Source organism: Brevundimonas sp. A19_0 (genome assembly GCF_017744255.1).
In the GTDB taxonomy this organism is placed as follows: domain Bacteria; phylum Pseudomonadota; class Alphaproteobacteria; order Caulobacterales; family Caulobacteraceae; genus Brevundimonas.
Map to the genome: position 1 here is coordinate 85,278 of NZ_JAGHQP010000007.1, position 26,312 is coordinate 111,589.

General features: G+C 67.4%; 20 protein-coding genes and 1 tRNA gene. 14 read left to right on the forward strand and 7 right to left on the reverse strand.

The window, feature by feature from the left end; all coding sequences use genetic code 11:
* The first annotated feature begins 100 nt into the window (after positions 1-100).
* Positions 101-685 carry a superoxide dismutase family protein gene (locus J7346_RS08750; RefSeq protein WP_209119528.1) on the forward strand — a complete coding sequence of 195 codons (585 nt, stop codon included), beginning with the start codon at positions 101-103 and terminating at the stop codon, positions 683-685.
* Positions 686-700: 15 nt separating this feature from the next.
* On the opposite strand, the gene gltB is transcribed toward J7346_RS08750, so the two are convergent.
* The 3 genes from gltB to J7346_RS08765 form a co-directional block, all read right to left on the reverse strand.
* Positions 701-5,179 (reverse strand): glutamate synthase large subunit, encoded by a 4,479-nt coding sequence (gene gltB / locus J7346_RS08755; protein ID WP_209119529.1) that lies wholly within the window; start codon positions 5,177-5,179, stop codon positions 701-703.
* On the reverse strand, positions 5,176-6,609 hold the full coding sequence (locus J7346_RS08760; RefSeq protein ID WP_209119530.1) for an NAD(P)-dependent oxidoreductase: 1,434 nt from the start codon (positions 6,607-6,609) through the stop codon (positions 5,176-5,178). The genes gltB and J7346_RS08760 overlap by 4 nt, the downstream gene beginning before the upstream one ends.
* Positions 6,610-6,739: 130 nt before the next feature.
* Positions 6,740-8,536, reverse strand: a complete 1,797-nt coding sequence (locus J7346_RS08765) for a M3 family oligoendopeptidase (RefSeq protein WP_209119531.1) — start codon at positions 8,534-8,536, stop codon at positions 6,740-6,742.
* 107 nt (positions 8,537-8,643) lie between these two features.
* On the opposite strand from J7346_RS08765, the gene J7346_RS08770 reads away from it, so the two are divergent.
* The 3 genes from J7346_RS08770 to J7346_RS08780 all read left to right on the forward strand — a co-directional run bounded on the left by J7346_RS08770 (position 8,644) and on the right by J7346_RS08780 (position 12,766).
* Complete coding sequence (locus J7346_RS08770) at positions 8,644-10,458, forward strand: DUF4153 domain-containing protein (protein ID WP_209119532.1); 1,815 nt, start codon at positions 8,644-8,646, stop codon at positions 10,456-10,458.
* Between the two features lie 120 nt (positions 10,459-10,578).
* A complete protein-coding gene (locus J7346_RS08775) occupies positions 10,579-12,039 on the forward strand; it encodes a sigma-54 dependent transcriptional regulator (RefSeq protein ID WP_209119533.1) in 1,461 nt (486 codons plus the stop codon).
* 82 nt (positions 12,040-12,121) lie between these two features.
* On the forward strand, positions 12,122-12,766 hold the full coding sequence (locus J7346_RS08780) for an exopolysaccharide biosynthesis protein (protein WP_209119534.1): 645 nt from the start codon (positions 12,122-12,124) through the stop codon (positions 12,764-12,766).
* 63 nt (positions 12,767-12,829) lie between these two features.
* Here the strand turns inward: J7346_RS08780 and J7346_RS08785 are convergent, their stop codons facing one another.
* The 3 genes from J7346_RS08785 to flbT form a co-directional block, all read right to left on the reverse strand.
* Positions 12,830-13,657 carry a flagellin gene (locus J7346_RS08785; RefSeq protein ID WP_209119535.1) on the reverse strand — a complete coding sequence of 276 codons (828 nt, stop codon included), beginning with the start codon at positions 13,655-13,657 and terminating at the stop codon, positions 12,830-12,832.
* A gap of 186 nt (positions 13,658-13,843) precedes the next feature.
* The gene (flaF, locus tag J7346_RS08790) at positions 13,844-14,209 is read right to left on the reverse strand and encodes a flagellar biosynthesis regulator FlaF (protein ID WP_209119536.1); all 366 of its coding nucleotides are present in this window, start codon (positions 14,207-14,209) and stop codon (positions 13,844-13,846) included.
* The gene (gene flbT, locus J7346_RS08795) at positions 14,169-14,594 is read right to left on the reverse strand and encodes a flagellar biosynthesis repressor FlbT (protein ID WP_209119537.1); all 426 of its coding nucleotides are present in this window, start codon (positions 14,592-14,594) and stop codon (positions 14,169-14,171) included. The genes flaF and flbT overlap by 41 nt, the downstream gene beginning before the upstream one ends.
* Before the next feature lie 142 nt (positions 14,595-14,736).
* Between flbT and J7346_RS08800 the strand changes: the two genes are divergently transcribed.
* The 10 genes from J7346_RS08800 to J7346_RS08845 all read left to right on the forward strand — a co-directional run bounded on the left by J7346_RS08800 (position 14,737) and on the right by J7346_RS08845 (position 24,722).
* Positions 14,737-16,530: a tetratricopeptide repeat protein gene (locus J7346_RS08800; protein WP_209119538.1), complete on the forward strand. Its 1,794-nt coding sequence runs from the start codon at positions 14,737-14,739 to the stop codon at positions 16,528-16,530.
* Positions 16,531-16,578: 48 nt separating this feature from the next.
* Positions 16,579-16,791, forward strand: coding sequence for a hypothetical protein (locus tag J7346_RS08805; protein WP_209119539.1), 213 nt, complete (start codon positions 16,579-16,581; stop codon positions 16,789-16,791).
* A gap of 1 nt (position 16,792) precedes the next feature.
* The gene (locus J7346_RS08810; protein ID WP_209119540.1) at positions 16,793-17,005 is read left to right on the forward strand and encodes a hypothetical protein; all 213 of its coding nucleotides are present in this window, start codon (positions 16,793-16,795) and stop codon (positions 17,003-17,005) included.
* 67 nt (positions 17,006-17,072) lie between these two features.
* A complete protein-coding gene (locus J7346_RS08815) occupies positions 17,073-17,933 on the forward strand; it encodes a MoxR family ATPase (RefSeq protein WP_209119541.1) in 861 nt (286 codons plus the stop codon).
* A gap of 77 nt (positions 17,934-18,010) precedes the next feature.
* The gene (locus J7346_RS08820) at positions 18,011-18,841 is read left to right on the forward strand and encodes a methyltransferase type 11 (protein ID WP_209119542.1); all 831 of its coding nucleotides are present in this window, start codon (positions 18,011-18,013) and stop codon (positions 18,839-18,841) included.
* A gap of 118 nt (positions 18,842-18,959) precedes the next feature.
* On the forward strand, positions 18,960-19,589 hold the full coding sequence (locus tag J7346_RS08825) for an HD family hydrolase (RefSeq protein ID WP_209119543.1): 630 nt from the start codon (positions 18,960-18,962) through the stop codon (positions 19,587-19,589).
* A gap of 2 nt (positions 19,590-19,591) precedes the next feature.
* Complete coding sequence (locus tag J7346_RS08830) at positions 19,592-20,551, forward strand: NAD regulator (protein ID WP_209119544.1); 960 nt, start codon at positions 19,592-19,594, stop codon at positions 20,549-20,551.
* 80 nt (positions 20,552-20,631) lie between these two features.
* Positions 20,632-20,721, forward strand: a tRNA-Ser gene (locus J7346_RS08835).
* 236 nt (positions 20,722-20,957) lie between these two features.
* Positions 20,958-22,004 (forward strand): LacI family DNA-binding transcriptional regulator, encoded by a 1,047-nt coding sequence (locus tag J7346_RS08840; RefSeq protein WP_209119545.1) that lies wholly within the window; start codon positions 20,958-20,960, stop codon positions 22,002-22,004.
* 207 nt (positions 22,005-22,211) lie between these two features.
* Positions 22,212-24,722, forward strand: coding sequence for an exo 1,3/1,4-beta-D-glucan glucohydrolase (locus J7346_RS08845; protein ID WP_209119546.1), 2,511 nt, complete (start codon positions 22,212-22,214; stop codon positions 24,720-24,722).
* Here the strand turns inward: J7346_RS08845 and J7346_RS08850 are convergent.
* Positions 24,714-26,252, reverse strand: a complete 1,539-nt coding sequence (locus J7346_RS08850) for a tryptophan halogenase family protein (RefSeq protein WP_209119547.1) — start codon at positions 26,250-26,252, stop codon at positions 24,714-24,716. The two genes, J7346_RS08845 and J7346_RS08850, sit on opposite strands and share 9 nt — an antisense overlap.
* Positions 26,253-26,312: the final 60 nt, after the last annotated feature.

Genomic DNA, 26,312 nt, shown 5'->3' on the forward strand with positions numbered 1-26,312 from the left:
ACAACTTCCGGGCTTGGGGATTACTAGCATCGGCGTCCGGCACTGGCAAAGTTTGCCCCGGACATATCCCCGGCCCTGAATCGCCCTGAGGAGAGAGACCATGACCCTGAACCGTTTGCCCCTGCTACTGGCTGCCACCGCCGGCATGGGAGCGCTGATGTCGGGCTGTGTGGCGATCACCGAAAACCACTATGGCCGAGACGATCAGTCGGTGGCCCGCATCGGTGACTTCGGCGAGGCCACCCTGATCAACGGGTCGGGCGAGCGCATCGGTCGCGCGGTCCTCACCCAGGGGCCCTCGGGCCTGCTGATCCGCGTTGAGGCCGACAGCCTGACACCGGGGTGGCACGGCATTCACATCCATGCGGTCGGGGAATGCTCCGCCCCCTTCACCTCGGCCGGCAGCCACATCAATCACGAAGATCACAAGCGTCCCCACGGCCTTCTGAACGCCGAAGGCCCGGACGATGGTGACCTGCCCAACATCTACGCCGACGCCCAGGGCCGCGTGCGCGCCGAGATCTTCACCACCCGCGCCCGGATCGCGCCCGAGGGTCCCGGCCAGTGGCTGTGGGACGACGATGGCTCGGCGCTCGTGATCCACGAGAATGCGGACGATCACCTGGCCCAGCCGATCGGCGGCGCCGGTGCCCGCGTCGCCTGCGGGATCATGGCAGCCGGTTAGGACACGCCCGGTGGCTCAGGCCCGACGGGCCTGGGCCACCTGTTCCGCCTCCCTCGAAAGAATATGCAGGAAGGCGCCGCGCGACGCATCCCAGTCTTCGAGGAGACGCGAGGCCAGCGGCGAACCGGTCTCGGCGGCATGGTCCGCGATCAGGCCCCTGAGCCTCTCCGCCGCCGCGCCAACCACGGGCCCGGCCATGACTGACTCGGCATTCAGGGTCTCAGTTGCCCGGCCGGTCTCGTCCCAGACGAAGGCCTCGCCTCCCGACATCCCGGCGCCGAAATTCCAGCCCGTCGGCCCCAGTACCACCAGAACGCCGCCGGTCATATATTCCCCGCCGTGCGCCCCGCAGCCCTCGACCACCGCCACGGCGCCGGAGTTGCGGACGGCGAACCGTTCTCCCGCCATCCCCGCCGCGAACAGACGTCCTGAAGTGGCCCCGTACAGGCAGGTGTTGCCGATCAGCGCCTGACCCGCTTGCCAGCGGACCGGCCGGATCACCAGATGCGCGCCCGACAGGCCCTTGCCGACATAGTCATTGGCCTCGCCGTCCAGCTCGATTCGCAGTCCCTTCATGCCCCAGGCAGCCAGCGACTGACCGGCGGCGCCCTTCAGCTTGAGCGTCAGGTGACCGTCCGGCAGGTCCTGCCCGTGGCGGCGCACGATTTCGGACGAGGTGCGGGTGCCGATGGCCCGCTGGGTGTTCCGCACCGCATAGCTGAGCTGCATCTTCTCTCGTCGCTGCAGGCAGGGCTCGGCGTCCACCAGAATCTGGGCGTCCAGGCTGTCGGGGACCGGGTTGCGCGGCAGCACCGAGCCGTCCCGCAGGTCCGCATCGCCCACCCGCACCAGAAGCGGATTGAGGTCCAGATCGTCCAGATCGTCGCCCCCGCGAGAGACCTGGTAGAGCAGGTCGGTACGGCCGACCGCATCGTCCAGCCGCGCCAGCCCCAGCGAGGCCAGGACTTCCCGCGTTTCCTCGGCGATGAAGGTGAACAGGTTGATGACCTTGTCGGGCGTGCCGGTGAACAGGGCCCGCAGCCGTTCGTCCTGCACACACACCCCGACCGGACAGGTGTTGGAGTGGCACTGACGCACCATCAGGCACCCGACGGCGACCAGACTGGCCGTGCCGATGCCGAACTCCTCGGCTCCCAGCATGGCGGCGATCACCACGTCCCGGCCTGTGCGGATGCCCCCGTCCGTCCGCAGGCGCACGCGCCCCCGCAGGCCGTTCATGCTCAGCACCTGATGGGCTTCGCTCAGGCCCATTTCCCACGGCATGCCGACCTGTTTGATCGAGCTGATGGCGGCGGCCCCGGTCCCGCCGTTGTGCCCTGAGACCAACACGGTGTCGGCCTTGGCCTTCGCCACCCCCGCCGCGACCGCGCCTATCCCGGACTGGGCGACCAATTTGACCGTGACCCGCGCCTCCGGATTGATCTGCTTCAGGTCGTAGATCAGCTGGGCCAGATCCTCGATCGAATAGATGTCGTGGTGGGGCGGCGGACTGATCAGGCCCACGCCGGGCGTCGCGTGACGCATGCGGGCGATGAATTCGGTGACCTTGAAGCCCGGGAGCTGGCCGCCCTCGCCCGGCTTGGCCCCCTGGGCGACCTTGATCTCGATCTCGCGACACCGGGTCAGATATTCGGCCGTCACGCCGAACCGGCCCGAGGCGATCTGCTTGACCGCGCTGTTCGGATTGTCGCCGTTCGGGCGGGTGCTGTAGCGCTCGGGATCCTCGCCGCCCTCGCCCGAGACCGAGCGGGCCCCGATCCGGTTCATGGCGATGTTGAGCGTCTCATGCGCTTCAGGGCTCAGGGCCCCCAGTGACATGCCGGGCGTGACGAAGCGCTTGCGGATCTCATTCACGCTCTCGACGGACTCAAGCGGGATCGCCGTGGCGTCGCGGAAATCCAGCAGGTCGCGCAAGGCCCCGGCCGGCTGCTCGCGAACGCGGCGGCTGTAGGCCTTGTAGCGCCCGTAGTCGTTGCGGGTGGTGGCGTCCTGCAGACGGTGAATGGCCTCGGCGTCCCAGCCGTGATGCTCCTCACCCGCGCGAATGCGGTGCGACCCGCCCAGCCGCAGGCCCGACCGGTCACGACCGAATCCGGCCTCGATCAGGCGAAGGGCCCGCGCCTCCAGTCCCGGCAGTCCGATGCCCGAGACCCGCGACGTCATGCCGGGAAAGATGTCCGCGACCAGCGCCCGGGACAGGCCAAGGGCTTCGAACTCGAACGCCCCGCGATAGGCCGAGATGACCGATATGCCCTTCTTGGCGAGAATCTTGAGCAGGCCGGCCTCGATCGCCGCCTTGTAGTTCAGGCACGCCAGCCGGAGAGAACCCTGCCCATAGCGTCCCTCGTCCTGCCGCTGCAGGAAGGTTTCCTGAGCCAGCCAGGCGTTGACGGCGGTTGCGCCCGACCCGACCAGGACGGCAAAGGCATGCGCATCCAGAGCCTCGGCCGTGCGCACCACGATAGACACAAAAGAACGCAGGCCCTCTTCCACCAGGCGCGTGTGCACAGCTGCGGTCGCCATGATCATGGGGATGACCGGCCGGCCGGGCCCCATGTCTTCGTCGGTCAGGACCAGGATTCCGGAACCGGCCCGGACCTGCGCTACAGCTTCGATACGCAGACGCTCGATGGCCTCGCGAAGGGCGGCGCCAGCGGGCCCACCGACAGCCGATCCGTCGAAGCTGGTGTCCAGCCGGGCCACCGCGCCCTCGCCCACCACATCCAGCATGCGGTCGAACATGCCGGTAGTCAGGACGGGGCTGTCCAGCACATGCACCCGGGTCTGACCCTCTTCCTGGGCGAGGATATTGCCGAGGTTCTTGAACCGGGTGCGCAGCGACATGGCCGCGCCCTCGCGCAGGGAGTCTATCGGCGGGTTCGTGACCTGGGCAAAGGCCTGCCGGAAATAGTGGCTGAAGGGCCGGTCGAGACCGGACAGGACGCGGGGAACGGCGTCGTCCCCCATCGATCCCACGGCTTCCTTGCCGTCGACGACCATAGGATCGAGCAGGGTCTCGATGTCCTCGCGGGTCCAGCCCACCGCGGCCTGCATCCGTGTCAGGGCTTCGCCCTCCAGCCGCCTCGGCTCGGGCCCCGGGCCAACCCTGGGCTCCAGATCGACGATGTTGGCCAGCCACCGGTCATAGGGGTGTTCGGCGGCAAGACGGTCGAGGATGGCCGTCTCGTCGTAGAGGCGGCCCTCGTCCAGATCGAGGGCGATCATGCGACCCGGCCCGATATGCAGATTGCGGGCGATACGCTCCGGGGCGATGCCCGTCATCCCGACCTCGGAGCCACAGATCAGGAGGCCGTCCGTGGTCTCGGTCACCCGCAGGGGGCGCAGGCCGTTCCGGTCCTTGCCCGCCACCACCCATCGACCGTCGGTCGCGCACAGGGCCGTTGGCCCGTCCCACGGCTCCATCACGGCGTTGCAATAGGCATAGAAGGCCTGATGGGCCGGGCTGAGCGTGCCGGGAATGGAGGCTTCCGGGATCAGCAGCGCCTTGGCCATCGGTGCTGACCGCCCGGCGCGGACCAGCACCTCGAACACATTGTCGAGCGCGGCGGAGTCCGAGCCACGCTGCTGGATGACCGGCTTGACGATATCGTCGTCCGCGCCGAACGCGGTCGCTGTCATGCGGATCTCGTGGCTGCGCATCCAGTTGGCGTTGCCGCGCAGGGTGTTGATCTCGCCGTTGTGGGCCAGCATCCGGAATGGCTGGGCCAGCCGCCATTCCGGGAAGGTGTTGGTCGAATAGCGCTGATGGAACACGGCCACCGACGCGACGACGTCCGGATCGGTCAGGTCCGGATAGAATTCCGCCAGCGCCTGGGCCAGCATCATCCCCTTGTAGATGACCACCTGCGCCGACAGGGAACAGATATAGACGTCGATGCCGCGTGCCCGGGCCCGGGCCTCGATCCGGCGCCGCAGGAGATAGAGGGCGCGCTCCAGATCCTCACCCTCCAGACCCTCGGGGGCCGCCAGCATGATCTGTTCGATCTCGGGCCGGGTCGCCGCTGCCCGCTCGCCGAGGATGGCGGGCCGGTGAGGCACCTGGCGCCAGCCGTACAGATAGAAGCCCGCGGCCTGCACCTCGCGCTCGATCACGACCCGCGCCTGCTCCTGCGCGCCCAGATCGTGGCGCGGCAGGAAGACCATGCCGACCGCCAGCGGGCCGGGCCGCGGCTCACGGCCCTGCTCTCGCACCTGTCGCAGGAAGAAGTCGCGCGGCAGGCCGATCAGCAGGCCCGCCCCGTCGCCGGACCTACCGTCGGCATCGACCGCGCCCCGGTGCCAGACGGCCTTGAGCGCGGCGATCGCCAGATCGACGACATCGCGGCGCGGCTGGCCGTCCATGGCCGCGACCAGCCCGACCCCGCACGCATCGCGTTCGCTGTCGGGATCATAGGCCCCGGCCTCGATCAGCGTCTGCCGATCCGCCAGCCATTTACGGGGATCGACGCTCATGCTGCCACCTGCTGACGGGCCGAAAGCCAGCCGTGGATTTCGGCGGCCGCGTCCTGCCCCTCGCGCACGGCCCAGACGACCAGCGATGCCCCGCGCGAGATGTCACCGGCCACAAAGACGCCCTCCAGCGTGGTGGCGCGCGTCCCTGCGGCCGACCAGACCGTGCCGTCATCGCGCACCGCCAGATCGGACGCGCCGAACTGGCTGCGCAGGTCCTCGGGCTCAAAGCCCAGCGCCTCGATGACCATGTCGGTCTCGCAGTCATAGGCACTGTCGGCCAGTTCGCGAATGGAGCGCCGCCCGTCCGGTCCCGGTTCGGACAGGGCCGTCCGCATGGCTCGCACAGAGCAGACCCGGCCGGCCGCGTCCCGCACGGCCCGTGGCGAGGCCAGCCAGTCGAAGACCACGCCCTCTTCCTCGGCATTGGCCACCTCGCGGGCGCTGCCCGGCATATTGGCCCGGTCCCGACGATAGAGGCAGGTCACCGACGCCGCGCCCTGACGCACGGCGGTCCGCACACAATCCATGGCCGTATCGCCCCCGCCGATCACCACCACCCGGCGCCCGCGCGCATCCAGCGCCCCGCCCTCGAATTCCGGGACGCTATCGCCCATGCCCTTGCGGTTGGACGCGGTCAGATAGTCGAGGGCCGGCACCACACCTTCCGCGCCACAGCCCGGCAGGGTCAGGCGACGCGCCGCATACACCCCGGTCGCCAGCAGCACCGCCTGATGCCGGCTGCGCAGGTCGTCAAACGAGACATCGCGCCCGATCTCGACCCCCAGTTCGATCCTGACACCGGAGACCACCAGCCGGTCGATCCGCCGCTGCACCACCGGCTTCTCCAGCTTGAAGCCCGGGATGCCGTACATCAGCAGTCCGCCGGCCCGGTCCTGCCGCTCGTAAAGGGTCACGGCATAGCCCAGCCCGCGCAGCCGGTCGGCGGCAGCCAGACCCGCCGGTCCGGACCCGACGATGCCGATGGACTCCGCACGCTCGCGCACAGGTGTGATCCCGGAAATCCAGCCCTGCTCGAACGCCATATCGCCCAGCCAGCGCTCGACCGAGCCGATGGTGACGGTCTCCCAGCCCGCCCGCTCCAGCGTGCAGGCCCCCTCGCACAACCGGTCCTGCGGACAGATGCGGCCACAGATTTCCGGCAGGGCGCTGGTCGCCTCCGAGGCCCGCCAGGCCTCTTCCAGCCGCCCCTCGGCCGCCAGCCTCAGCCAGTCGGGGATGGCGTTCTCCAGCGGACAGCCGCTCTGACAGAAGGGCACACCGCACTGGGCGCAACGGCTCGACTGATCCACGCCTGTCGCATTTGCGAAGTCGGCGTAGATTTCCTGAAAGGACTGGATACGCTCCGCCGGCGACACCTTCGGCGGTGTACGCCGGACGACATCCGGGAATTTCTGGTTGCGATGCAGCATGCGCCCACCTTCGGGGCCGGGCCCGTGGATCGCAAGAGCGCTGCGGTAAAATTTCGCTCAAATCAGCGAGGGCGACGGCTGTCCGGGGCAATTTCCTGCCCCGGAAACATGGCCGCGCGCGCCGTTTCGATCAGAGAGTCTCCTCGAACGCCTCGACGAGCCGCTCCAGACGCCCCAGACCGATGGTCCAGAACGCCGGATCGCGCGGATCGAGCCCGAACGGCTGGAGCGCGACATCGTAGGGATGCGCCCCCCCGGCCGCGAGCAGGTCGCGGTACAGGGGCGTGAAGCCGTCCGGATCCTTGCGGCGGGTCTCCATCAGGGCCGCGACCAGCAGATCGCCGAACGCATAGGCATAGACGTAGAAGGGCGAGTGGACGAAGTGGCTGACATAGGCCCACCAGTGCTCATAGCCGTCGTTCAAGATGACGGCGGGCCCCAGGGAGGCCCCCATCTCCTCCAGCCAGATTTCGCCGATGCGACCAGCACCGACCTCGCCCTTCGCCCGCGCATCATGGAACCGGGTCTCGAACCGGTGGAAGGCGATCTGGCGGACAACGGTGTTCAGACCGTCCTCGATGCGGCCGGCCAGCAGACCCTGGCGTTCACTCTCGGGGGCCGTGGCCAGCAGGCGGTCAAAGGTCAGCCCCTCGGCAAAGATGGAGGCCGTCTCGGCCAGCGTCAGCGGCGTGTCGGCCAGCAGGCTGCCGGCCTCGGCGGCCAGGGTCTGGTGCACGCCATGGCCCAGCTCGTGGGCCAGCGTCAGCACATCGCGCCGCTCGCCCATCCAGTTCAGGAAGACATAGGGGTGGCGATCCGCGGTGACCGGGTGGGCGTAGGCGCCCGACTGTTTGCCGGCGCGGGGCCGCGCGTCGATCCAGCGCCGGTCAAAGAAGGTGTCCGCCCGCTCGGCGAACTCCGGCCCCAGGTCCGAAAAGCTGTCCAGCACGATCGAACGGCCTTCGCTCCAGTCAAAGCCACGCGGGGCCTTTGTCGTAAGCGGCGCATTGCGATCCCAGTGATTGAGCGTCTTCTGACCCATCGCCCGGGCCTTGGCCGCATAGTAACGGTGCGACAGGCGCGGATAGGCGGCGGTGACCGCCTCGACCATGGCATCCACCGCCTCGCCATCGACCTCATTGGCCAGATGGCGGCTATCCGCCGGACGTTTGAACCCGCGCTTGCGATCCTCCAGCGCCTTCTCTGCAGCGACCGTATTCAGAACCAGCGCCAGGGTGCGGGTTTCACCCTTCAGGGCTGTGGTCAGGCCCTCGGCCACCGCCTTGCGCCGCGCGGCCTTGGGATCAGACAGCCCGTTCAGCGCCTCACTGAGGGTCAGGGTATCCCGACCGGCCTCGATCCGCAGATCGGCCAAGGTCTCGTCAAACAGACGCGGCCACTGTGACGAGATGGGCATCTGTTCGGCGATGAAGGTTTCCAGTTCGGCGGACAGTTCATGCGGCTTCATCAGGCGCACGCGACGCAGCCAGGGACGCCAGCGCGCGGCGGCGGGATGGGCGTCGAGGGCCGCCTCGATTTCGGCATCCTCCAGCTGGTTGATCTCGAGGGTCAGCCAGACGGTCGGGGTCGACACCTCCGTCAGGGTCTGGCGGACGTCGGCCTCAAAGGCCTGGGACTCGGCATCGTCGCGGCGAGTCGAGGCCTCGAGGAAGGCATAGGCCCCCAGCGCGCCCAGCCGGTCCGCCGCCTGCTCATACAGGCCGATCGCCCGGTCCAGTCGCTCGCCCAGCAGAGCCGGCTCTGCGCGTGCGGCGACCAGTTGCCCGGACAGGCCATTCATCTGGTCGACCAGCGCGCGGGCCGCATCCGTGTCGGCGGCCAGACGCGGGTCCGCCTTGCCGGTGTAGAGGTCGGACAGGTCCCAGAGGGGCAGGTCGGCGGGCGGCGTCTTGAAGGGTGCGTTCATGCCCTTGGGTATGGGGTCGCGACCCGGGGCTGGCAAGGCAGCGGGGCCAAGGACCGTCTGGCGCCATCCCCCGAACTGTGTCCAGATACCCTCAGGGGAGGACCACCATGACCGATGCCGACACCACCACACGGGCGTCCATGGCGTCCGGCCATCACAGCCTGATCCTGCCGCGCCTGCTGATCGGTCTGTTCCAGGGCTTTGCGCTCTACGGCCTCTTTCTCAGCATTGATGACCAGCCCCTTCTGTGGCCGGCGACCCAACCAGAGATTTTCGGCCCTCTGGCGCTCGTCTCGCTCTACCTGCCCGTCATCCTGCTGGGCGGGCTGGGCCCACTGAAGCTGCGATCGCTGGCCATCTGGGGCGTGGTCGCCTGCGCCCTGCTTGCTTTCCTTGGCTGGTACGACGTGGCGCGACAGGCGTTGATGGATCAGCGAGAGCCCTTCCTGTCTCTCCCTCTGTTCCCCTTCCTTGCGGCCGCCCTGTTCATCGCCCACCACCTGATCGTCCCGGCCGACCTGGCCGGCCAACGAATCGCCCCCTACCCGCTCTACTTCGATGTCGCCTGGAAGGCCGGTGTGCAGCTGGCCCTGTCGGTCGGCTTCACCGGTGCCCTCTGGCTGCTGCTGCTCCTCGGGGCGGGCCTGTTCTACCTGATCGGCATCCGGGCCTTCGGAAACCTGCTGGCCGAGCCCTGGATCAACCTGCCGCTGACCAGCGTGACCTTTGCCCTGGCCGTCCATCTGACCGATGTGCGCGACGGCCTGATCCGGGGGGTGCGCGCCGTTATCCTGATGCTGCTGTCGTGGCTGTTGCCGGTCATCGCAGCGCTGACGGCCGCCTTCCTGTTCGCCCTGCCCTTCACCGGCCTGTCCGGGCTGTGGGAGCAGGGGTCGGCCACCGCTCTGATGCTGGCCGCTGCCGCCGTCCTGATCGTCCTGATCAACACCGCCTATCAGGACGGCACCGAAGACACCCGCCCGCCGCTTGTGCTGCGCTGGGCCGCCATAGCCGGAGGGTTCCTGCTCATCCCCCTGATCGGGGTTGCCACCTCAGGTCTGGCCCTGCGGATCGGCCAGTACGGCCTGACCCCGGACCGGGTCATTGCTGCGGCCTGTATCCTCGTCGGTGTCGCCTATGCCGTCGGCTACGGCTGGGCCGCCCTGTCGAGCCTGCGGAGAGGCGACTGGATGCGGCCGCTGGAGCGAACCAATATCGGCACCGGCGCGCTGGCCGTGGTGCTGATTGTCCTGCTGTTCAGCCCGGTGCTGGACCCCGCCCGCCTGTCGGTCATGGACCAGATGGCCCGCCTTGAGCGCGGCGACGTCACGCCCGAGCAGTTCGACTATCGCTTCCTCCGCTTCGAGAGCGGCAAGGCGGGCAAGGCCGCGCTGGAGCGTCTGACGAAGTCAAAGGACGCCGAGGTGGCGCGCCGTGCTACCGACGCCAACGAACTTGAAGACCGGTGGCAAAACCAGACGGAGGGGCTGCCCGCCCGCGCTCCCGCGTTTGAAGTCGTCGGAACCGACCTGCCGAAGGACTTTCTGGGCCCCCTACGCCCGGGCGACGCTCGTTATGGATGCGGCGATGCGTATGTGTGTGTCGCCAGACCGATCGATCTCGACAACGACGGAAACCTCGAAATTCTCGTCGCGCGAGGCGCCCTTACTACGCTCTGGGCACGGGATGAGAATGGGGCGTGGAAGCGGCAGGCGAGCTACGCGCACGTGCGTTGCGTGGGCGGAGATCGGGGGGACGCCGGCGACAGACTCCGTTCTGGACCCATCCGGACCGAGGAACCTCGCTGGCCGCCTCTCGCATTCGGTGACGGTCCTGCGGTTTCTCCACAAAGCAACAGTCGCGCCCTTTGCCCCGAGAGTGGTTCCCGGGCGGACGCAGACATCGATGGCGGGCCCCGTTAACCCCCCGAACACCACGCCGGACAACCCGATCTTCACCGCATCCGGGGTACACCCGTCCCGAAACGAGCCAGTCCGGGGCCTGCCCCGAGATCGGCCACAGGTGATGACAAGGGGTGCCCCATGGCCAAGACCGTTCTGGTCGTCGACGACGATCCGACCCAACGCCGCCTGGTCCAGGCGGTACTGGAGCGCGAGGGCTTCGCCGTCAGCCAGGCCGAGAACGGCGGCGAGGCGATTGATTGCCTCACCACCGGCGGCGGGGCCGATGTGGTCCTGCTGGACATGGTCATGCCTGGCATGTCGGGGCTGGAGTGCCTGGCGGAACTGCGCGCGGCGGGCGTGACCACCCCCGTGATCGTGCTGACCGCCAATGCGGGCATCGAAAGCGTGGTCAAGGCCATGCAGGCCGGCGCCCAGGACTTCTTCGTCAAGCCGGTGTCCGCCGAGCGTCTGCTGGTGGGGGTGCGTAACGCCCTGCAGATGACCCAGCTGACCGCCGAGGTCGGACGTCTGAAGAAACACAATTCGGGTCGCACGACCTTTGACGATCTGGTCGGCGACAGCCCCCCGATGCGCATGGTCAAGGCGCTGGGCGTGCGCGCCGCCCGTTCGACCATTCCGGTTCTGATCACCGGCGAGAGCGGCGTCGGCAAGGAAGTCATCGCCCGCGCCCTTCATGGTGCCTCCGACCGGGCCGGACGGCCCTTCGTGGCCGTGAACTGTGGCGCCCTGCCGGCCAATCTGGTCGAGTCCATCCTGTTTGGTCACGAGAAGGGCAGCTTCACCGGCGCCCACGACAAACACCTCGGCAAGTTCAAGGAGGCCGACGGCGGCACCCTGTTCCTCGACGAGATCGGCGAACTGCCCCTCGACATGCAGGTCAAGCTGCTGCGCGCGCTGCAGGAGGGCGAGATCGATCCGGTCGGCTCCAAGCGGCCGGTCAAGGTCGATGTGCGGATCGTGTCGGCCACCAACCGTGAGCTGGACCGGCAGGTCGCCGCCGGTGCCTTCCGCGAGGACCTGTTCTATCGCCTGAACGTCTTTCCGATCGAGGCCCCGGCCCTGCGCGACCGGCGCGAGGACGTCCCGGCTCTGGTCGATCACTTCATTGGCCGTTTCAACGTCGAGGAAGGCAAGCGCGTCGTCGGCTGCGCCCCCGAGACCGCCGAACTGCTCAAGGCCTTCGACTGGCCCGGCAACGTCCGGCAGCTGGAGAATGCCGTCTATCGCGCCATCGTGCTGGCCGACGGCCCCTTCCTGAAGCCGCATGACTTCCCGGCGATTTCCGGTGTGGCCATGCCGACGCCCGAGGTCGATGCCGCCTCCGCGCCGACCACCGCGGCGGCTGCCGCAGATCTCCAGCCCATGCCCGATGCGCCCGTGCGTATCCTGGACGGCAAGGGACACCTTCGGACCCTGGAAGAGATTGAACGCGACCTGATCCAGCATGCGATCGAGGTCTATGCCGGCCATATGTCCGAGATCGCGCGCCGGCTCGGCATCGGCCGCTCCACCCTCTACCGCAAGGTGCGCGAGCAGGGGCTGGACGTCGACCTGGAACAAGGTGCCCAGGCAACGTAAGGCCGGTCATTGCGGTTTGTTAAGTGGCGCCACCGCGCCGACATGCCTAGATGGGGTGTCCCCTCCAGCCGGCTGACGCGCCATGCCCGACTATGATTATGAAGCCGACGCGCGCCGCTTCTCGACGGTGCTTGAGGACCTCGGCGAACCGGATCGGCCCAAGCTCTACATGGGCGAACTGGTCAATGCGTTCGGCGAGCGCGGCTTCGGCGCCCTCATGGTCTTCCTCGGGCTGATCAATGCCCTGCCCCTGCCGCCGGGCTCGACCACCGTACTGGGCGCGCCGCTGTTGCTGCTGGCGTTGCAGCTGACCTTTCAGTCGGACCAGGTATGGATGCCGAAATGGGCCCTGAAGGGGTCGATGGATCGCTCCACCTACCGCTCGGCCGTGGCGCGTGTGCTGCCGACCATCCGCAAATTCGAGCGGCTGTCGCGCCCGCGTCTGCTGTTCATGACCTCGCAGGTGGCCCAGATCGCCATCGGTATCGCCTCGGCGGCGCTCGCCACCATCCTGATTCTGCCGATCTGGGGCGGCAATATGGTGCCGGCCATCGTCATGGCGACCTTCGGCTTCGGCCTGATGCAGAGGGACGGCTATTTCATCGCGGCCGGATGGATCGGCGTGGTGGGCTTCACCGTCTTCGTCTGGCTGGCCTGGGAAGTCATCTGGCGGGTGCTGAAGTGGACCTTCGACGCCTGGAGCCACGCCCTCCCCGGGCTGTCCTGATCCCGACATAACGAGGGGCCGGAAGGATCACCTTCCGGCCCCAAGGTTGGCTGAACCCGAAACCTAGCGGAACAGCGACAGCACCAGCTGCGGGGTCTGGTTCGCGATGGACAGGGCCTGCACTCCCAGCTGCTGCTTCGTCTGCAGGGCCTGGAGTTTGGCGCTCTCCTTCGCCAGATCCGCATCGACCAGATTGCCCACCCCCGACTCGAGCGTGTCGGACAGATTGCCGACGAACTTGAGGTGGGTGCCCAGGGCCTTCGACTTGGTGCCCAGACGCGCCAGGGCGCCCGAGACGTTGTCGATGGAGGCATTGACCACTGCGAGAGAGGCCGACGCCTTGGTGAGCGTTTCGATCGACTGGGTCGCGCTGACCGTCACATTGGTGCTTCCGAGCGCCATCACCTCCGCTCCAACGGTGATGGTGGCGTTGCCTTGCGCATTGGCCAGGGCGTTGAAACCGGTGGCGCCGGTCTTCAGCAGGTTGATCCCGTTGAATTCGGCGTTGGCGGTCACTGTCGCGATCTGGTCACGCAGGGCCTTGAAGTCCTCGTTCAGGGCAGCACGCGCCGCCGTCTTGAGCGACGCATCCGTCGCCGCCAGGGCCTTCTCCTTCAGTTGCAGCAAGAGGTCAGAGACCGTCTCGCCCGCCGCCAGGGCCACATCGACCGCAGCAACGCCCCGGTCCAGTGACTGTTTGACCGCCCCCAGCGCTCCGATTTCGGCCCGTTGCCCCTGGGCGATTGCCCAGATGGCCCCATTGTCCTTGACCGACGAGATCTTCTTGCCGGTGTTGATCCGGCTTTGGGTCGTCGCCAGTTCGGTGTTGGTGGCGTTCAGGTTCTGGAGCGCGATCATCGCGCCCACGTTGGTGTTGACCGAATTGCTCATCGGCGGGTCCTTCCATTCTGGTCGGTTGGGTTAACGGTCTTCTGACCGTCGAACCGGTTCTGGTTCACCCCCGCACAGGCAAGAAAAATGCCGCCGACCCCGAGGGCTCAGCGGCATGATTTCAAACACTTTTTCTGCAGAGAATTTGCGCGGGACCGGCAAGGACTTCCCGGTCGGCAAAAACCGTCAGGCAGCTTCCGACGCAGCGGGTGCCAGGCCCTGCATGATCATGCGGTTGATATCGATCAGCGGCTCGAAATCCTCGTCACCGCGCATGATCTCCGAGCTGTGACGGCTGACGAACAGGCTGATGGAGATAATCTGCGCCCGCAGGGCCTCGCCCATGGCGTTGCCGGGGTCGGCACAGTCGGTCGCCAGCGCCGACCACACCCGACGGTTCCAGTCCAGCGCATCGATCCGGGTCGCCACGTCGCTCTTGTCGACCTGGGAAGCATGAATCAGGGCGCGCGTTACCTGGCCGAACAGCCGGTATTCCATCTCGCGCGGAGTTTCAGTCCGCGTCGCGGCCTTGCTGTACGCCTGAAGCGACATGACCCAACCTCTGCTCTTCGTATTCGATCAGTTTGCGCGCCGTCATCAGCGCCTTGTAGTACTCGCGGGACATGACGTGGCGGGAGGCCGCCACACAGTCCGCCATGGCCTCGGGATTGCGCGTCGCGCCCATGAATTCACTGACCCGCAAGGTGAACTCGTCATGGAATTTCGGGGCTGCGGCCTCGTCGAGGTACATCATCATGACGGGGAAATAGATGCGGCGCGCGGGGCTGTTCACTTCCTCGGGCTGCATGATGTCCTTCTCGCGCAGCACGCTGGCCTTGTTCTGGAGCACCAGAACACTGCGGCGGTCGCCGTTCTGAACCACAGCCCCGTTCAGCACGAAGCGCTCACCCGGTTTCAAGGACAGTTTAAGCGGCATTCTGCGGGCCTCCCTTTTCCAGTCCCGCTCCGGCAATCTGGCGCGACTGTACCCAAAGGCCTCTAAACAAGCGTGGTTAACCGTGTGTTGTGACTGACGGTCCAGGGTGGCCCTTCGTCACTCGCCTGATCCGGACCTGTCCATGTCGAACTCCGCCCCCGCCTCATCGACCGAAGGCCAGGCGCCCATTGCCCACGGCCCGTTTGCCGTGGCCCAGGGCATGGCCGGTGACGCGGCCTCCACCGACGCGCTCAACCGGCTGTCGCGCAAGCTGGCCGGACGGGCCGGCAGCGCGAAGGCGCAGCGCCGGATGGTCGAGCTGCTGAAGTCGGCCGTCGCCGCTGTCCGGGTCCAGGATTACGGACGCGGCGCCGAACGCTGCCTTGAAGTGCTGCAGATCGACGAGAAGAGCGGCCTCGCCTGGCACGTGCTCGCCATCTGTCAGGAAAAGTCCGGCCATCTGGCCCAGGCCCTGTCGGCCTATGAGGCGGCCCTCACCCTGATGCCGGAAGAGAACAACATCGCCCATGACCTCAGCCGGCTCGCGCAGCGACTGGGCCAGCTCGAGATCGCCGAGAAGCTGCTGCGCAAATTCCTGGCGGTGGAGCCCGGCCATGTCGATGCCACCAACAACCTCGCCTGCGTCCTGCGCGACGCCAACCGCTATGCCGAGGCCGTGGATGTGCTGCGCGACATGATCCAGGTGGAGCCCGAAAGTGCCCTGCTGTGGAACACCCTGGGCACGGTGCAGAGCGACCAGGGCGACATGGCCACCGCTTTGACCTTCTTCGAGGAAGCCCTGCGGCTCGAGCCGGATTTCTCCAAGGCCCGCTACAATCGCGCGAATGTGCGCCAGCCCCTCGGGGACCTTGAGGGTGCGCTGGCGGATATCGAGGCCGCCCTCCCCGGCGCCGAGCCGGGCTATGAAACGGCCATGATGACCATGGCCCGCGCTCTGCTCAGACTGGGCGCCGGCGATCTCGAAGGCGGCTGGGCCGATTATGAAGTCCGTCTCAGCCCGGACATGCCGGAGGCCATGCACGCCGTCGTCGACCGGCCCCGCTGGGACCCGGCCGGCCAGCCGCTCAAAGGTTTGAAGCTGCTGGTCATCGGCGAACAGGGCATTGCCGATGAAATGGTGTTCGGCTCGACCCTCGGCGACCTGATCGAGGCGGTCGGCCCCGACGGGCAGGTCATCATCGCCGTCGAGGCCCGTCTGGTAGACCTGTTCCAGAGGACCTTCCCGAAGGCGATCGTGGGCGGGCACAAGGCGGTGAAGATGGAGGGCCGGCTCTATCGCTACATCCCCTTCATGGAGGGCGAGGATGCACCCGAGGCCGATGCCTGGGTGCCGATGGCCAGCCTGATGCCGGTCTTCCGTCCCACGGTCGCGGCCTTCCCCGACCGGGCCGGCTATCTGACGGCGGATCCGGCCCGGGTGGCTCACTGGAAGGCCGAGGTTGAAGCGCTGGGTCCCGGCCTGAAGGTCGGCCTTCACTGGAAGAGCCTGGTGCTGACAGGCGTTCGGGCCCGCTACTTCTCGAGCTTCGAGCGCTGGAAACCCGTGCTGACCACCCCGGGCTGCGTGATGGTCAATCTGCAGTGCGGCGATGTCAGTGAGGATCTCGCGGCCGCCGAGGCTGCCGGGATCCGTCTGTGGACGCCCCCGATCGATCTCAAGAATGATCTGGAGGACCTGGCCGCCCTGTCGCTGGCCATGGATGTCGTCATCGGCCCGGGCATCGCCGGCACCAATATCGCCGCCGCCGTCGGGGCCGAAACCTGGCTGATCTACGCCCCGGACGACTGGCACCTGCTGGGGACGGATCACTACCCCTTTTACCCTCGCATGCGAACCTTCGCTCGGGCGTTCGACGGATGGGATGCCGCCATCACCGACGTGGCGGCCGCCCTCGCCGAAAGAGCGTCCGGCTGACGGAACGCCGCCCCGCGCCGTCCGTTCTCTCCGCAATAGGAGATGACCATGACCCAGGACGATGACATGCCCGACGAACAGGACCAGTCCGAGACCTTCGACGAGACCCGCACGGGCGAAGAGGACGGCACCGATATTCTGGTCGATGAGGACGCGCAGGTTCGCGATTTCACCCGGAAGCCGGGAGACGCGGCGCCCGACGACAAGAACCCCGGCCTGGCCGACAGCGACACCGTCACCCGCATCAAGACAGGAGCCTGAGATGGCCGACGCCCCCACGAACGCATCCTCCGGCAAGGACGACAGCGACACGGATGCTCCCTTTGCCCGAAAGGCCGAGCGTGAGCACGGAAAGCCCGACCAGTTGAAGGAGCGGGTCAAGGAATCCGGCAGCCGTCAGGACGCGCTGCAGGATGAGGCAGTCGAGGAGAGCTTCCCGGCCAGCGACCCGCCTGCGCCCAAGCAGATCACCTGAACCCTGTTCACCTCCCGGGCGATGGGCTACCACCGCTTCACCTATTCGACAGGCCGGGAGACCATTGATGAGCCAGTTCAAGGGCACGCAGCAATATATCGCCACCGATGACCTCAAGATTGCGGTCAACGCGGCGGTCGCGCTGGAACGCCCCCTGCTGGTCAAGGGCGAGCCGGGAACGGGCAAGACGGTCCTGGCCTACGAACTGGCGGGAGCGCTCGATGCCCCCCTCATCACCTGGCACATCAAGTCGACGACCAAGGCCCACAACGGCCTCTATGAGTATGACGCCGTCAGCCGCCTGCGCGACAGCCAGCTGGGCGAGGACCGCGTTCACGACGTGCGGAACTACCTCAAGCCCGGCAAGCTGTGGGAGGCGTTTACCGCCCCCACCCGCCCCGTCCTGCTGATCGACGAGATCGACAAGGCGGACATCGAATTCCCCAACGACCTGCTGCAGGAACTCGATCGCATGGAGTTCTTCGTGCAGGAGACGGGCGAGACGATCCGCGCCGAGACCCGCCCCATCGTGATCATCACCTCCAACAATGAGAAGGAGCTGCCGGACGCCTTCCTGCGCCGCTGCTTCTTCCACTACATCCGCTTCCCCGACGCCGAGACGCTGAAGGCGATCGTCGATGTCCACTTCCCCGGCATCAAGCCGAGGCTGGTCTCCGAGGCCCTGCGCACCTTCTACGAAATCCGCGACACGCCGGGCCTGAAGAAGAAGCCCTCGACCTCTGAACTGCTCGACTGGTTGAAGCTGCTGATGGTCGACGACATCGACCCGGCGACACTCCGGGAATCCAGCGGATCGAAACTCATTCCTCCCCTTCACGGGGCCCTGCTCAAGAACGAACAGGACGTGCATCTCTTTGAACGTCTTGCGTTTCTGAACCGCCGCGAGGGCGCGCGTCCCGGCGGCTGAGCCTCGCCTTAACGCGATTTCACTGGATTTCCGGCCATCGACCCGCTCAGGATGCGGCCAGAGAGGATCTGTAGCTCATGCGATATTCGCCGCTTGCACTGGCATCGCTTCTGATCGTTTCCGGCGGGCTCGCCGCCTGCGGAGACGACGCCGGCATCCGTATCACCACCACCCGCACGGGGGGCGAGGGCCAGGGCGTCCTGCGCGTCGTCGACACCCTGCAGTGCCCCGAGACCCAGGGCAGCCTGACCCGCAAGGGCACCGCCCAGGCCGGCGGCAAGGTCTGTGTCTATGCCGGCCCGCGTGGCGCCGAGGTCACCCTCCACCTTCAGCCCCTGGACGGCACCTCGGTCGATGAAGTGCTCAAGGCCTTCGAGGACCGGCTCTCGGCCGACATGCCCCAAACCATCGCCGCCATCGATGCCTCGGCCGCAAAGGACCGCGCCGATGCTGAAGCCGCTGCCGCGTCCGGCGAGCGGGCCACGGTCGAGGCGCCCGGCGTGCGTGTCGAGGCCGAAGGCGACAAGGCCAATATCCGCGCCCCGGGCCTGTCCATCGATGCCGACGGCGAGCGGGCCAGCATCCGCATCGGGGGCATTTCCATCGACGCAGACGATGCATCATCCCAGGTGAACATCGAGGGTGCCAACGACGAGGGCAGTGTCAGCGTGCAGGCCGCCGCAGACGGCACCCGCGTCCGCACCCGGGCTTCGGGCGACGCCACCCGCGCCACCTGGATCGTCACCGACGGGCAGACCACAGGCATAGGCTGGCGGCTGGTGGGCTATGAAGCCCGCGGTCCGGTCGGAGGGCCGCTGGTCATCGCCGTCGTGCGCGCCAAGGAAACCGGTGAGGACCCCGTGTTCGAGGACGCCCGCGCCCTCGTGACCCTCAACGTCGGCGAATAGCGGAATTCCTTCCGGCTCTTGATCCCGCGCTCAGGATCGGTCACCTGACCGCCTGATCAAAGGAACCGACTTGGCTGAAGCTTCTTCATCGTCGCGCGCACCCCGCGCCTGGCAGCGCATGTTGTCAGGGCGCCGGCTTGACCTGCTCGACCCCTCCCCCTTCGATATCGAGGTCGAGGACATCGCCCACGGCCTCGCGCGGGTCGCGCGCTGGAACGGCCAGACGATCGGCGACCATGCCTTTTCGGTCGCCCAGCACAGCGTCGTCGTTCAGGAGATCGTCGCCCACATCGAGCCGGAGATCGAGCCGCAGTGGTTGCTGGCCGCCCTGCTGCATGATGCCTCTGAGTATGTGATCGGCGACATGATCTCTCCGTTCAAGTCGGCGCTTGGCGTCAACTACAAGGACTTCGAGGCGCGGCTCGAGACCGCCATCCATGTGCGGTTCGGCCTGCCGGCCCGCACACCCCGGGCGATCAAGACCCTGATCAAGAAGGCCGACAAGGCCTGCGCCTACTTCGAGGCCACCCAGCTGGCCGGCTTCAGCAAGAGCGAGGCGCTCGGCTTCTTCGGTCGTCCGCCGGCCGGGTACGAGCTCGAGATCCGGCCCGAGCCTGCCTCCATCGCCCAGGCACGCTACATGGATCGCTACCACGCCCTGGTCGCCGCGCGGGATGCGGCGACCGCGCCCCGTGCAACCCCCTGGACGCCCCGCGCACCGCGCCGGGCCTCCGGACGCCGGGCCTGATCATGAACAGCCCCGCCTCGCCCACCGGGATCCGCATCGGCCTGTCGGCTGTGGTCATCGGTTTGAGGCTGGGCGAGGCCGTGGTTCTGACCACCCGGGCGGAAGACGGCAGCGCCGCCCTGCCCTTCGGTCCCTTCGACCCGGCCCGCGACCGGACGTTCGAGCTGGCCCTGCGCGCCTTCGTGACCGACCAGACCGGATTTCGCCCGGGCTATGTCGAGCAACTCTACACCTTCGGTGACCTTGGCCGGGATTCTCCCCGCGCCACCCAGGGCCCCGAGCGCCTGCGCGAAGTCTCGGTCGGCTATCTGGCCCTGACCGCCGACGCCGCCGACACAGCCGCCATCCTGCGCCACGACGGAGACGCCCGCTGGCGGCCGGTGCTCGACTTCTTCCCGTGGGAAGACTATCGCCAGGGCCGCCCCGCCGCCCTGACGGGGCTGGAGGGCGCCCTCAAGACCTGGGCTGCTGGCGACGCTCGCAAACAGGCCCGCGTAGAGGCCCTGTTCGCCCCGGGCGCGGAGGCCCGCTGGTCGGACAGTCGCGTGCTGGAACGCTATGAGCTGCTCTATGAGGCGGGCCTGGTGGTCGAGGCTGCGCGCGATGCCGACCGGCCGGCCCCGGCCCTGCCCTCCGGCGCGCCCATGGCCTCTGATCACCGCCGGATCCTCGCCACCGGCCTCGGCCGCCTGCGGAGCAAGCTTCGCTACCGGCCCGTGCTGTTCGACCTGATGCCCGGCACCTTCACCCTCTCGGACCTGCAACGGGCTGCCGAGGCGACCACGGGCGTGACCCTGCACAAGCAGAATTTCCGACGGGGCGTCGAACGTACGGGTCTGGTGCGCGCCACGGGCCGTTTCAGCACCGGCACCGGCGGCCGTCCGGCGGAGCTTTTCACTCGCAGCGCCAGCGACCCGCTGGATGGACAGACCCTGGGCCTGCCGCTGCCCGTCCTGCGCTGAAATCCGTCTTTCGCCCCCTTGCAGCCTCGCCCCTCTGCGACTAGAGAAGCCGTCCGTTCAACCGGATACGACGGCCCCGCGGAGAGGTGGCAGAGTGGTTGAATGTACCGCACTCGAAATGCGGCGTGCCTTTACGGGTACCGGGGGTTCGAATCCCCCCCTCTCCGCCACCGCCTGTCCAGCCGGAATGTGCTGGCGGCCAGCGCGAAGACTCCTGACAGGTTTATCGTGATGGAAGGGGCACCTGGCGCCCATGGCCCGGCTTGCGGCCCCGCTATATCGCCGGATTGCTAACCCGGACTTCGACAGGATTCCTCGAAACGATCCTTGGATTTCAATGCGACGCACTCCATTGCGGTGCCTCAAGCGCTGCATTAGTCATAGAACGGGGTGCTGGAAGACAACCATGGCCGGAGCGACAATCTACGACGTTGCCGCCCGCGCGGGCGTCTCGATCAAGACCGTATCTCGCGTGGTCAACCGGGAAGCGAATGTCAGCCGTGCCCTGCGCGAAAAGGTCGAGGAGGCGGTTGTCGCACTGGGCTATCGACGCAGCCTTTCCGCGCGGGCGCTGGCCGGCTCGAAATCAACGATAATCGCGGCCCTTGTCGACGCCGATTTGACCATCGAGCATTGGAAGAGCGGACGCGGCAACGACTACCTAAGCCGATTGGAGCTGGGCGCCCTGATGGAATGCCGTCAGGCCGAATACCACCTTATGGTCGAACTCGTCGACCATGGCTCGGCCAACCTGGAGCGGGACATGGTGGCCCTGTTGGGGTCGATCCGCCCGGCCGGCGTCCTGCTGACGCCGCCCAACTCCGATCACGCGCTCGTTCTCGACATTCTGGACGCCGCAGGCGTGGCCTACGCCCGCATCAGCCCGGAAAAGGATCTGGCACGGGGCATCTCGGTCCGGATGGACGAGCGGCAAGCCGCCTTCGACATGACCCGGCATCTGATTGAACTCGGGCACCGGCGAATAGCGCACATTTCCGGGCCAGCTAACTATGCCGCCAGCAGCTTGCGCCGGGAAGGCTATGAGCAGGCACTGAAGCAGGCCGGTGTGCCCCCCCGCCCCTCGCTCATTGTCGAGGGTGACTTTACCTTTGCCTCGGGCATCGCGGGCGTTGAAAGGCTGCTCTCTGGCGAGCGGCCGACCGCCGTATTCGCGGCCAACGATGACATGGCGCTTGGTGTGCTTCAGGGCGCGGCCGCGGCCGGAATCTCCGTGCCGCTCGAACTTTCTGTGGCCGGGTTCGACGACACGCCCAGCGCCCTGTTCAGTACGCCCCCCCTGACGACCATTCGTCAGCCGGTAGCCGAGATGGCGGCAGAGGCGACACGCCGCCTGCTGCCGGCAGTGGACCAGGACGAATGGGCCGGGGACGATCCAGTGGTCCTCGTGCCCTATTCCCTGGCGGTCCGGGGATCCACTGCCGTTTGCCCCTGACAGGTTGACAGCGCTGTCAGGTTTACGCGAATGTGCGCCCCGGAGCGGTGATCTGATCGCACGGAGGGGAAACGGCGCGTGACATCAATCCGCACCGCCAGTGTCCTTGCCGAGCATCCGAAGACCAGGTTCAGAGCCAGCTCCTCCTGGAAGCCTGGCGGCGGCGGGAAACCGTCGCCGCCCCTGTTTCACTGCTGAGGCCCCTTCATGCGCGTTGCCGTTTCCGCCCTGGTCCTCCTGATGGCGCTTGGGCAGCCCGCCCTCGCCCAGCTCGCTGCCCCCGTCGATCCCGGTGCCGCAACGGCTGACCCTGCGAACTGGCCGCGATCCGCATCCCCGGCGGCCCTGTCGGACGCGGAGACCGAAGCGTTCGTGGACGACCTGCTGGCGCGGATGACTGTCGAGGAGAAGGTCGGCCAGTTGATACAGGCGGACATCGCGTCGATCACGCCCGAAGATCTGCTGACCTATCCGATCGGCTCAATTCTCGCGGGCGGGAACTCCTCACCGGGCGGGGACGAGCGCGCGCCGGCCCAGGCCTGGGTCGACCTGGCGCAGGACTTCCGGGCTGCCAACCTGGCGCGCGGCGGCACCGTGGTGCCTCTGATCTTCGGGATCGATGCCGTGCACGGGCACAACAATGTGGTCGGAGCGACGCTGTTTCCGCACAACATCGGCCTGGGGGCCGCCCGTGATCCGGATCTGATCCATCGCATCGGCGAGGCGACAGCGCTGGAGGTGGCCGCCACCGGTGCAGACTGGACCTTCGGTCCGACCCTGGCCGTGCCGCGCGACGACCGCTGGGGGCGGGCATACGAAGGGTATGGCGAGAATCCCGAGATTGCCCGGAGCTACGCGGCCCCCATGACGCTGGGGCTGCAAGGCCCGCTGAGCCCCGATGGGCCCATCGCATACGGTCACATTGCCGGGTCGGCCAAGCACTTCCTTGCCGACGGCGGCACGTTCGGCGGCAAGGACCAGGGTGACTTCGTCGGAACCGAGCGTGAGCTGATCGATATCCACCTCAGCGGCTATCCGCAGGCGATCGACGCGGGCGTCCTGTCGATCATGATCAGCTTCTCGAGCTGGAACGGCGTCAAACATTCCGGCAACGCCAGCATCCTGCGCGACGTGCTTTACGGTCCTCTGGGATTCACTGGCTTCACCGTCTCGGACTGGAACGCCCATGGCCAGATTCCGGGCTGTTCCAACGAGAGCTGCCCCCAGGCGATCAACGCCGGCATCGACATGCTGATGGCCCCGGACAGCTGGAAGCCGCTGTATGAGAACACCCTTGCCCAGGTGCGGTCGGGGGAGATCCCCATGGCACGCGTCGACGAGGCCGTTCGTCACATTTTGCGGGCCAAGGTCAAGGCCGGGCTCTTCCGGACAGAGCGCCCCTATGAGGGACGGCTTGAACTGCTGGGCTCGCCCGACCACCGGGCCCTCGCGCGCGAAGCCGTACGCAAATCCCTGGTCCTGCTGAAGAACGACGGCGTCCTGCCGATCCGTGCCGGCGCGAATGTGCTGGTCGTCGGCGCTGCGGCTGACGACATTGGCCAGGCGGCGGGCGGATGGACCCTGACCTGGCAGGGCACGGGCAACACCAATGCCAACTTCCCCAATGCCCAGTCGATCTGGGGCGGGGTCGAGGAAGCGGTACGCGCCGGCGGCGGCACCGCAACGCTAAGCGTGGACGGCACCTGGGACACCCGGCCTGACGTCGCCATCGTGGTGTTCGGCGAAACGCCCTATGCAGAGTTCCAGGGCGACCTCAGCCACGTCGACTTCCAGCCAGAAGAACCGCTGGTCATGCTGCGACGGCTGCAGGCGGCGGGCATTCCGACGGTCGCCGTCTTCCTCTCGGGCCGCCCGATGTGGGTCAACCCCGAGCTGAACGCCTCGGATGCTTTCGTGGCGGCGTGGCTTCCGGGCACGGAGGGCGGTGGCATCGCCGACGTCCTGATCGGCGGGCCGGATGGCACGCCGCGGCACGACTTCACCGGCCGACTGAGCTTTTCCTGGCCCAGGGACGCAACGGGGACTCCCGTGAACGTCGGCGACGAAGACTATGACCCCCTGTTCGCCTATGGCTACGGCCTCAGCTATGGGGCGCCGGGGGCGGTCGGCCCCGTGTCCGAGGAAAGCGGCGTCGCCACAGGCGGCTCCAGCGTCGCGGACTATCTGGTTGACGGACGCGTGGTCGAACCCTGGTCCCTTGCCCTGGAAGATGCCGGTGGCCAGACCCGGGCAGGCACCGAGGCCGCCATCGCCAGTCCGCGGGGCGCGGTCAGCGTGTCGGTCGTCGATGATCTCGCCCAGGAGAGCGGACGGCGCTTCACCTTTGCCGGCGCACCGCGCCAGCTCGCGCTGATCTGGGGAAATCCTGTCGACCTGAGTCGCCAGGCCAACGGCGAAATGGCACTCAGCTTCCGATATCGGGTCGACGCGACACCGACGGGTCGGGTGACCCTCTCGGCGGGTGCCGCCGATCCGGCCCGCATGGGCAGCCTCGACCTGACGCCGTATCTGACCAATGGTCCGCTGGGGCAATGGCGCACGATCAAGATTCGGCTGTCCTGTTTCGGAGAGGCCGGGGGCGATCTGACCGCGCTGGAACGACCGTTCCAGCTGTCGACGTCCGGGCAACTGACGATGTCCGTCTCCGAGATTCGCCTGGCCTCCAATGAGGGCGATGCTGTCTGCCTGTCAGAGTGACGCCGGACAGTATTGTCTGAGAAAGGCCTCATGGTCCGGCATGGCGCGAGCTGTCTGGCCTATGACGTGCCGGATGCCGGCCAGCCTGTTGCGCAGGGTTTCGGCTGGCAAGGTGTCGGCCATCGGATCCCGGGATCGCGGCCGGATGCCCTGGCCCAGCAGCACGGCCAGCCAGCTGTCAGCCGAGAACAGTTCGTCGTCCTGTCGGAAGACCCGCCCCGTGGCCCGGAACAGCTCGATGCGCCCCTGCAGGCTGTCAGGAACCGGCATATCGGCCACGTACCGCCAGAACGCCGTGTCGTCACGGCGCGTGGCCTTGTAGTGCAGGATGATGAAGTCGCGCACCTGCTCGAACTGCTGCTGCATCATGCGATTGTATTCCGCGGCCAGCAGCGGCTCGAAATCGCGATCCGGGAACAGCGCCAACAGGCGCGATATTCCAGCCTGAACCAGATGGATGCTGGTCGACTCCAGCGGCTCCAGAAAGCCTGACGACAGGCCCAGCGCCACCACATTGCCGACCCACTGGCGCCGTCGCCGCCCCGCCGTGAACCGCAGGCCCCGGGGCTCTGCCAGGGCTTCCCCCTCGAGACCGTCCAGCAGGGTCTCCAGCGCCACCTCATCGGTCGTGAAGGCCGAGGCGTGGACGTAGCCGTTGCCGGTACGGTGCTGCAGCGGAATCCGCCACTGCCAGCCGGCATCGCGCGCCGTGGAGCGCGTATAGGGCGTCAGCGGGCCGATGTTGCGCGTGGGGACTGCAAGAGCCCGGTCGCACGGCAGCCAATGGCTCCAGTCTTCATAGCCCGCCTGCATCACCCCCTCTATCAGCAGGCCACGGAAGCCCGAGCAGTCAATGAAGAGGTCGGCTTCAAGCTCGCGTCCGTCGTCCGTCCGGACGGCGGTGACATGGCCCGTGCCTGCGTCTCGCATGACATCGGCGATGCGGCCCTCGTGCCGGGTCACGCCCCGGCTGCCGGCGATCTCACGCAGGAAGCGGGCGTAAAGACCTGCATCGAAATGATAGGCATACTTCAGGCTGGACAGCACTGTGCGCGGGTCCGGCGACGGCAGGCACATCCGGTTGGCCAGGGCCGCGACACTGGACAGATTGAACGCCGCCAGATCCCCGCCGAAACCCTCGGCATTCGCCCTGAGCCAGGCCTGGGCGAAGGGCACACCCTCTATGTCCATGCCGATCGCCCCAAATGGATGAACGTAGCGATCACCCAGAGCGCCCCAGTCGACGAACTCGATGCCCAGCTTGAAGGACGCCTGGGTGCGTCTCATGAACTCGGACTCTTCGATACCGACCAGGGCATTGAACGCCAGGATTGGCGGAATGGTCGCCTCCCCTACCCCGACCGTCCCGATCTCATCCGATTCAATAAGGGAAACCTGGGTCACGCCATTGGCGGCGATGCGCGCAAGGGCGACGGCGGCCATCCAGCCGGCGGTACCGCCGCCGACAATCAGAATGCGCCGGAGGGGGCGACGGTCGGCAGCAGCGGCGGCCTGGGAATCGAGCGTCATCTGGGTCCTGGGGCAGGCGCTTGAGGGCGCGTTGATCTTATTCAAGCTGCATGATAGTGT

Excerpts from the sequence above, each read along its gene's own strand:
- J7346_RS08750 (WP_209119528.1), top strand. The coding sequence starts at position 101 with ATGACCCTGAACCGTTTGCCCCTGCTACTGGCTGCCACCGCCGGCATG.
- gltB (WP_209119529.1), bottom strand. The coding sequence starts at position 5,179 with ATGAGCGTCGATCCCCGTAAATGGCTGGCGGATCGGCAGACGCTGATC.
- J7346_RS08760 (WP_209119530.1), bottom strand. The coding sequence starts at position 6,609 with ATGCTGCATCGCAACCAGAAATTCCCGGATGTCGTCCGGCGTACACCG.
- J7346_RS08765 (WP_209119531.1), bottom strand. The coding sequence starts at position 8,536 with ATGAACGCACCCTTCAAGACGCCGCCCGCCGACCTGCCCCTCTGGGAC.
- J7346_RS08770 (WP_209119532.1), top strand. The coding sequence starts at position 8,644 with ATGACCGATGCCGACACCACCACACGGGCGTCCATGGCGTCCGGCCAT.
- J7346_RS08775 (WP_209119533.1), top strand. The coding sequence starts at position 10,579 with ATGGCCAAGACCGTTCTGGTCGTCGACGACGATCCGACCCAACGCCGC.
- J7346_RS08780 (WP_209119534.1), top strand. The coding sequence starts at position 12,122 with ATGCCCGACTATGATTATGAAGCCGACGCGCGCCGCTTCTCGACGGTG.
- J7346_RS08785 (WP_209119535.1), bottom strand. The coding sequence starts at position 13,657 with ATGAGCAATTCGGTCAACACCAACGTGGGCGCGATGATCGCGCTCCAG.
- flaF (WP_209119536.1), bottom strand. The coding sequence starts at position 14,209 with ATGTCGCTTCAGGCGTACAGCAAGGCCGCGACGCGGACTGAAACTCCG.
- flbT (WP_209119537.1), bottom strand. The coding sequence starts at position 14,594 with ATGCCGCTTAAACTGTCCTTGAAACCGGGTGAGCGCTTCGTGCTGAAC.
- J7346_RS08800 (WP_209119538.1), top strand. The coding sequence starts at position 14,737 with ATGTCGAACTCCGCCCCCGCCTCATCGACCGAAGGCCAGGCGCCCATT.
- J7346_RS08805 (WP_209119539.1), top strand. The coding sequence starts at position 16,579 with ATGACCCAGGACGATGACATGCCCGACGAACAGGACCAGTCCGAGACC.
- J7346_RS08810 (WP_209119540.1), top strand. The coding sequence starts at position 16,793 with ATGGCCGACGCCCCCACGAACGCATCCTCCGGCAAGGACGACAGCGAC.
- J7346_RS08815 (WP_209119541.1), top strand. The coding sequence starts at position 17,073 with ATGAGCCAGTTCAAGGGCACGCAGCAATATATCGCCACCGATGACCTC.
- J7346_RS08820 (WP_209119542.1), top strand. The coding sequence starts at position 18,011 with ATGCGATATTCGCCGCTTGCACTGGCATCGCTTCTGATCGTTTCCGGC.
- J7346_RS08825 (WP_209119543.1), top strand. The coding sequence starts at position 18,960 with ATGTTGTCAGGGCGCCGGCTTGACCTGCTCGACCCCTCCCCCTTCGAT.
- J7346_RS08830 (WP_209119544.1), top strand. The coding sequence starts at position 19,592 with ATGAACAGCCCCGCCTCGCCCACCGGGATCCGCATCGGCCTGTCGGCT.
- J7346_RS08840 (WP_209119545.1), top strand. The coding sequence starts at position 20,958 with ATGGCCGGAGCGACAATCTACGACGTTGCCGCCCGCGCGGGCGTCTCG.
- J7346_RS08845 (WP_209119546.1), top strand. The coding sequence starts at position 22,212 with ATGCGCGTTGCCGTTTCCGCCCTGGTCCTCCTGATGGCGCTTGGGCAG.
- J7346_RS08850 (WP_209119547.1), bottom strand. The coding sequence starts at position 26,252 with ATGACGCTCGATTCCCAGGCCGCCGCTGCTGCCGACCGTCGCCCCCTC.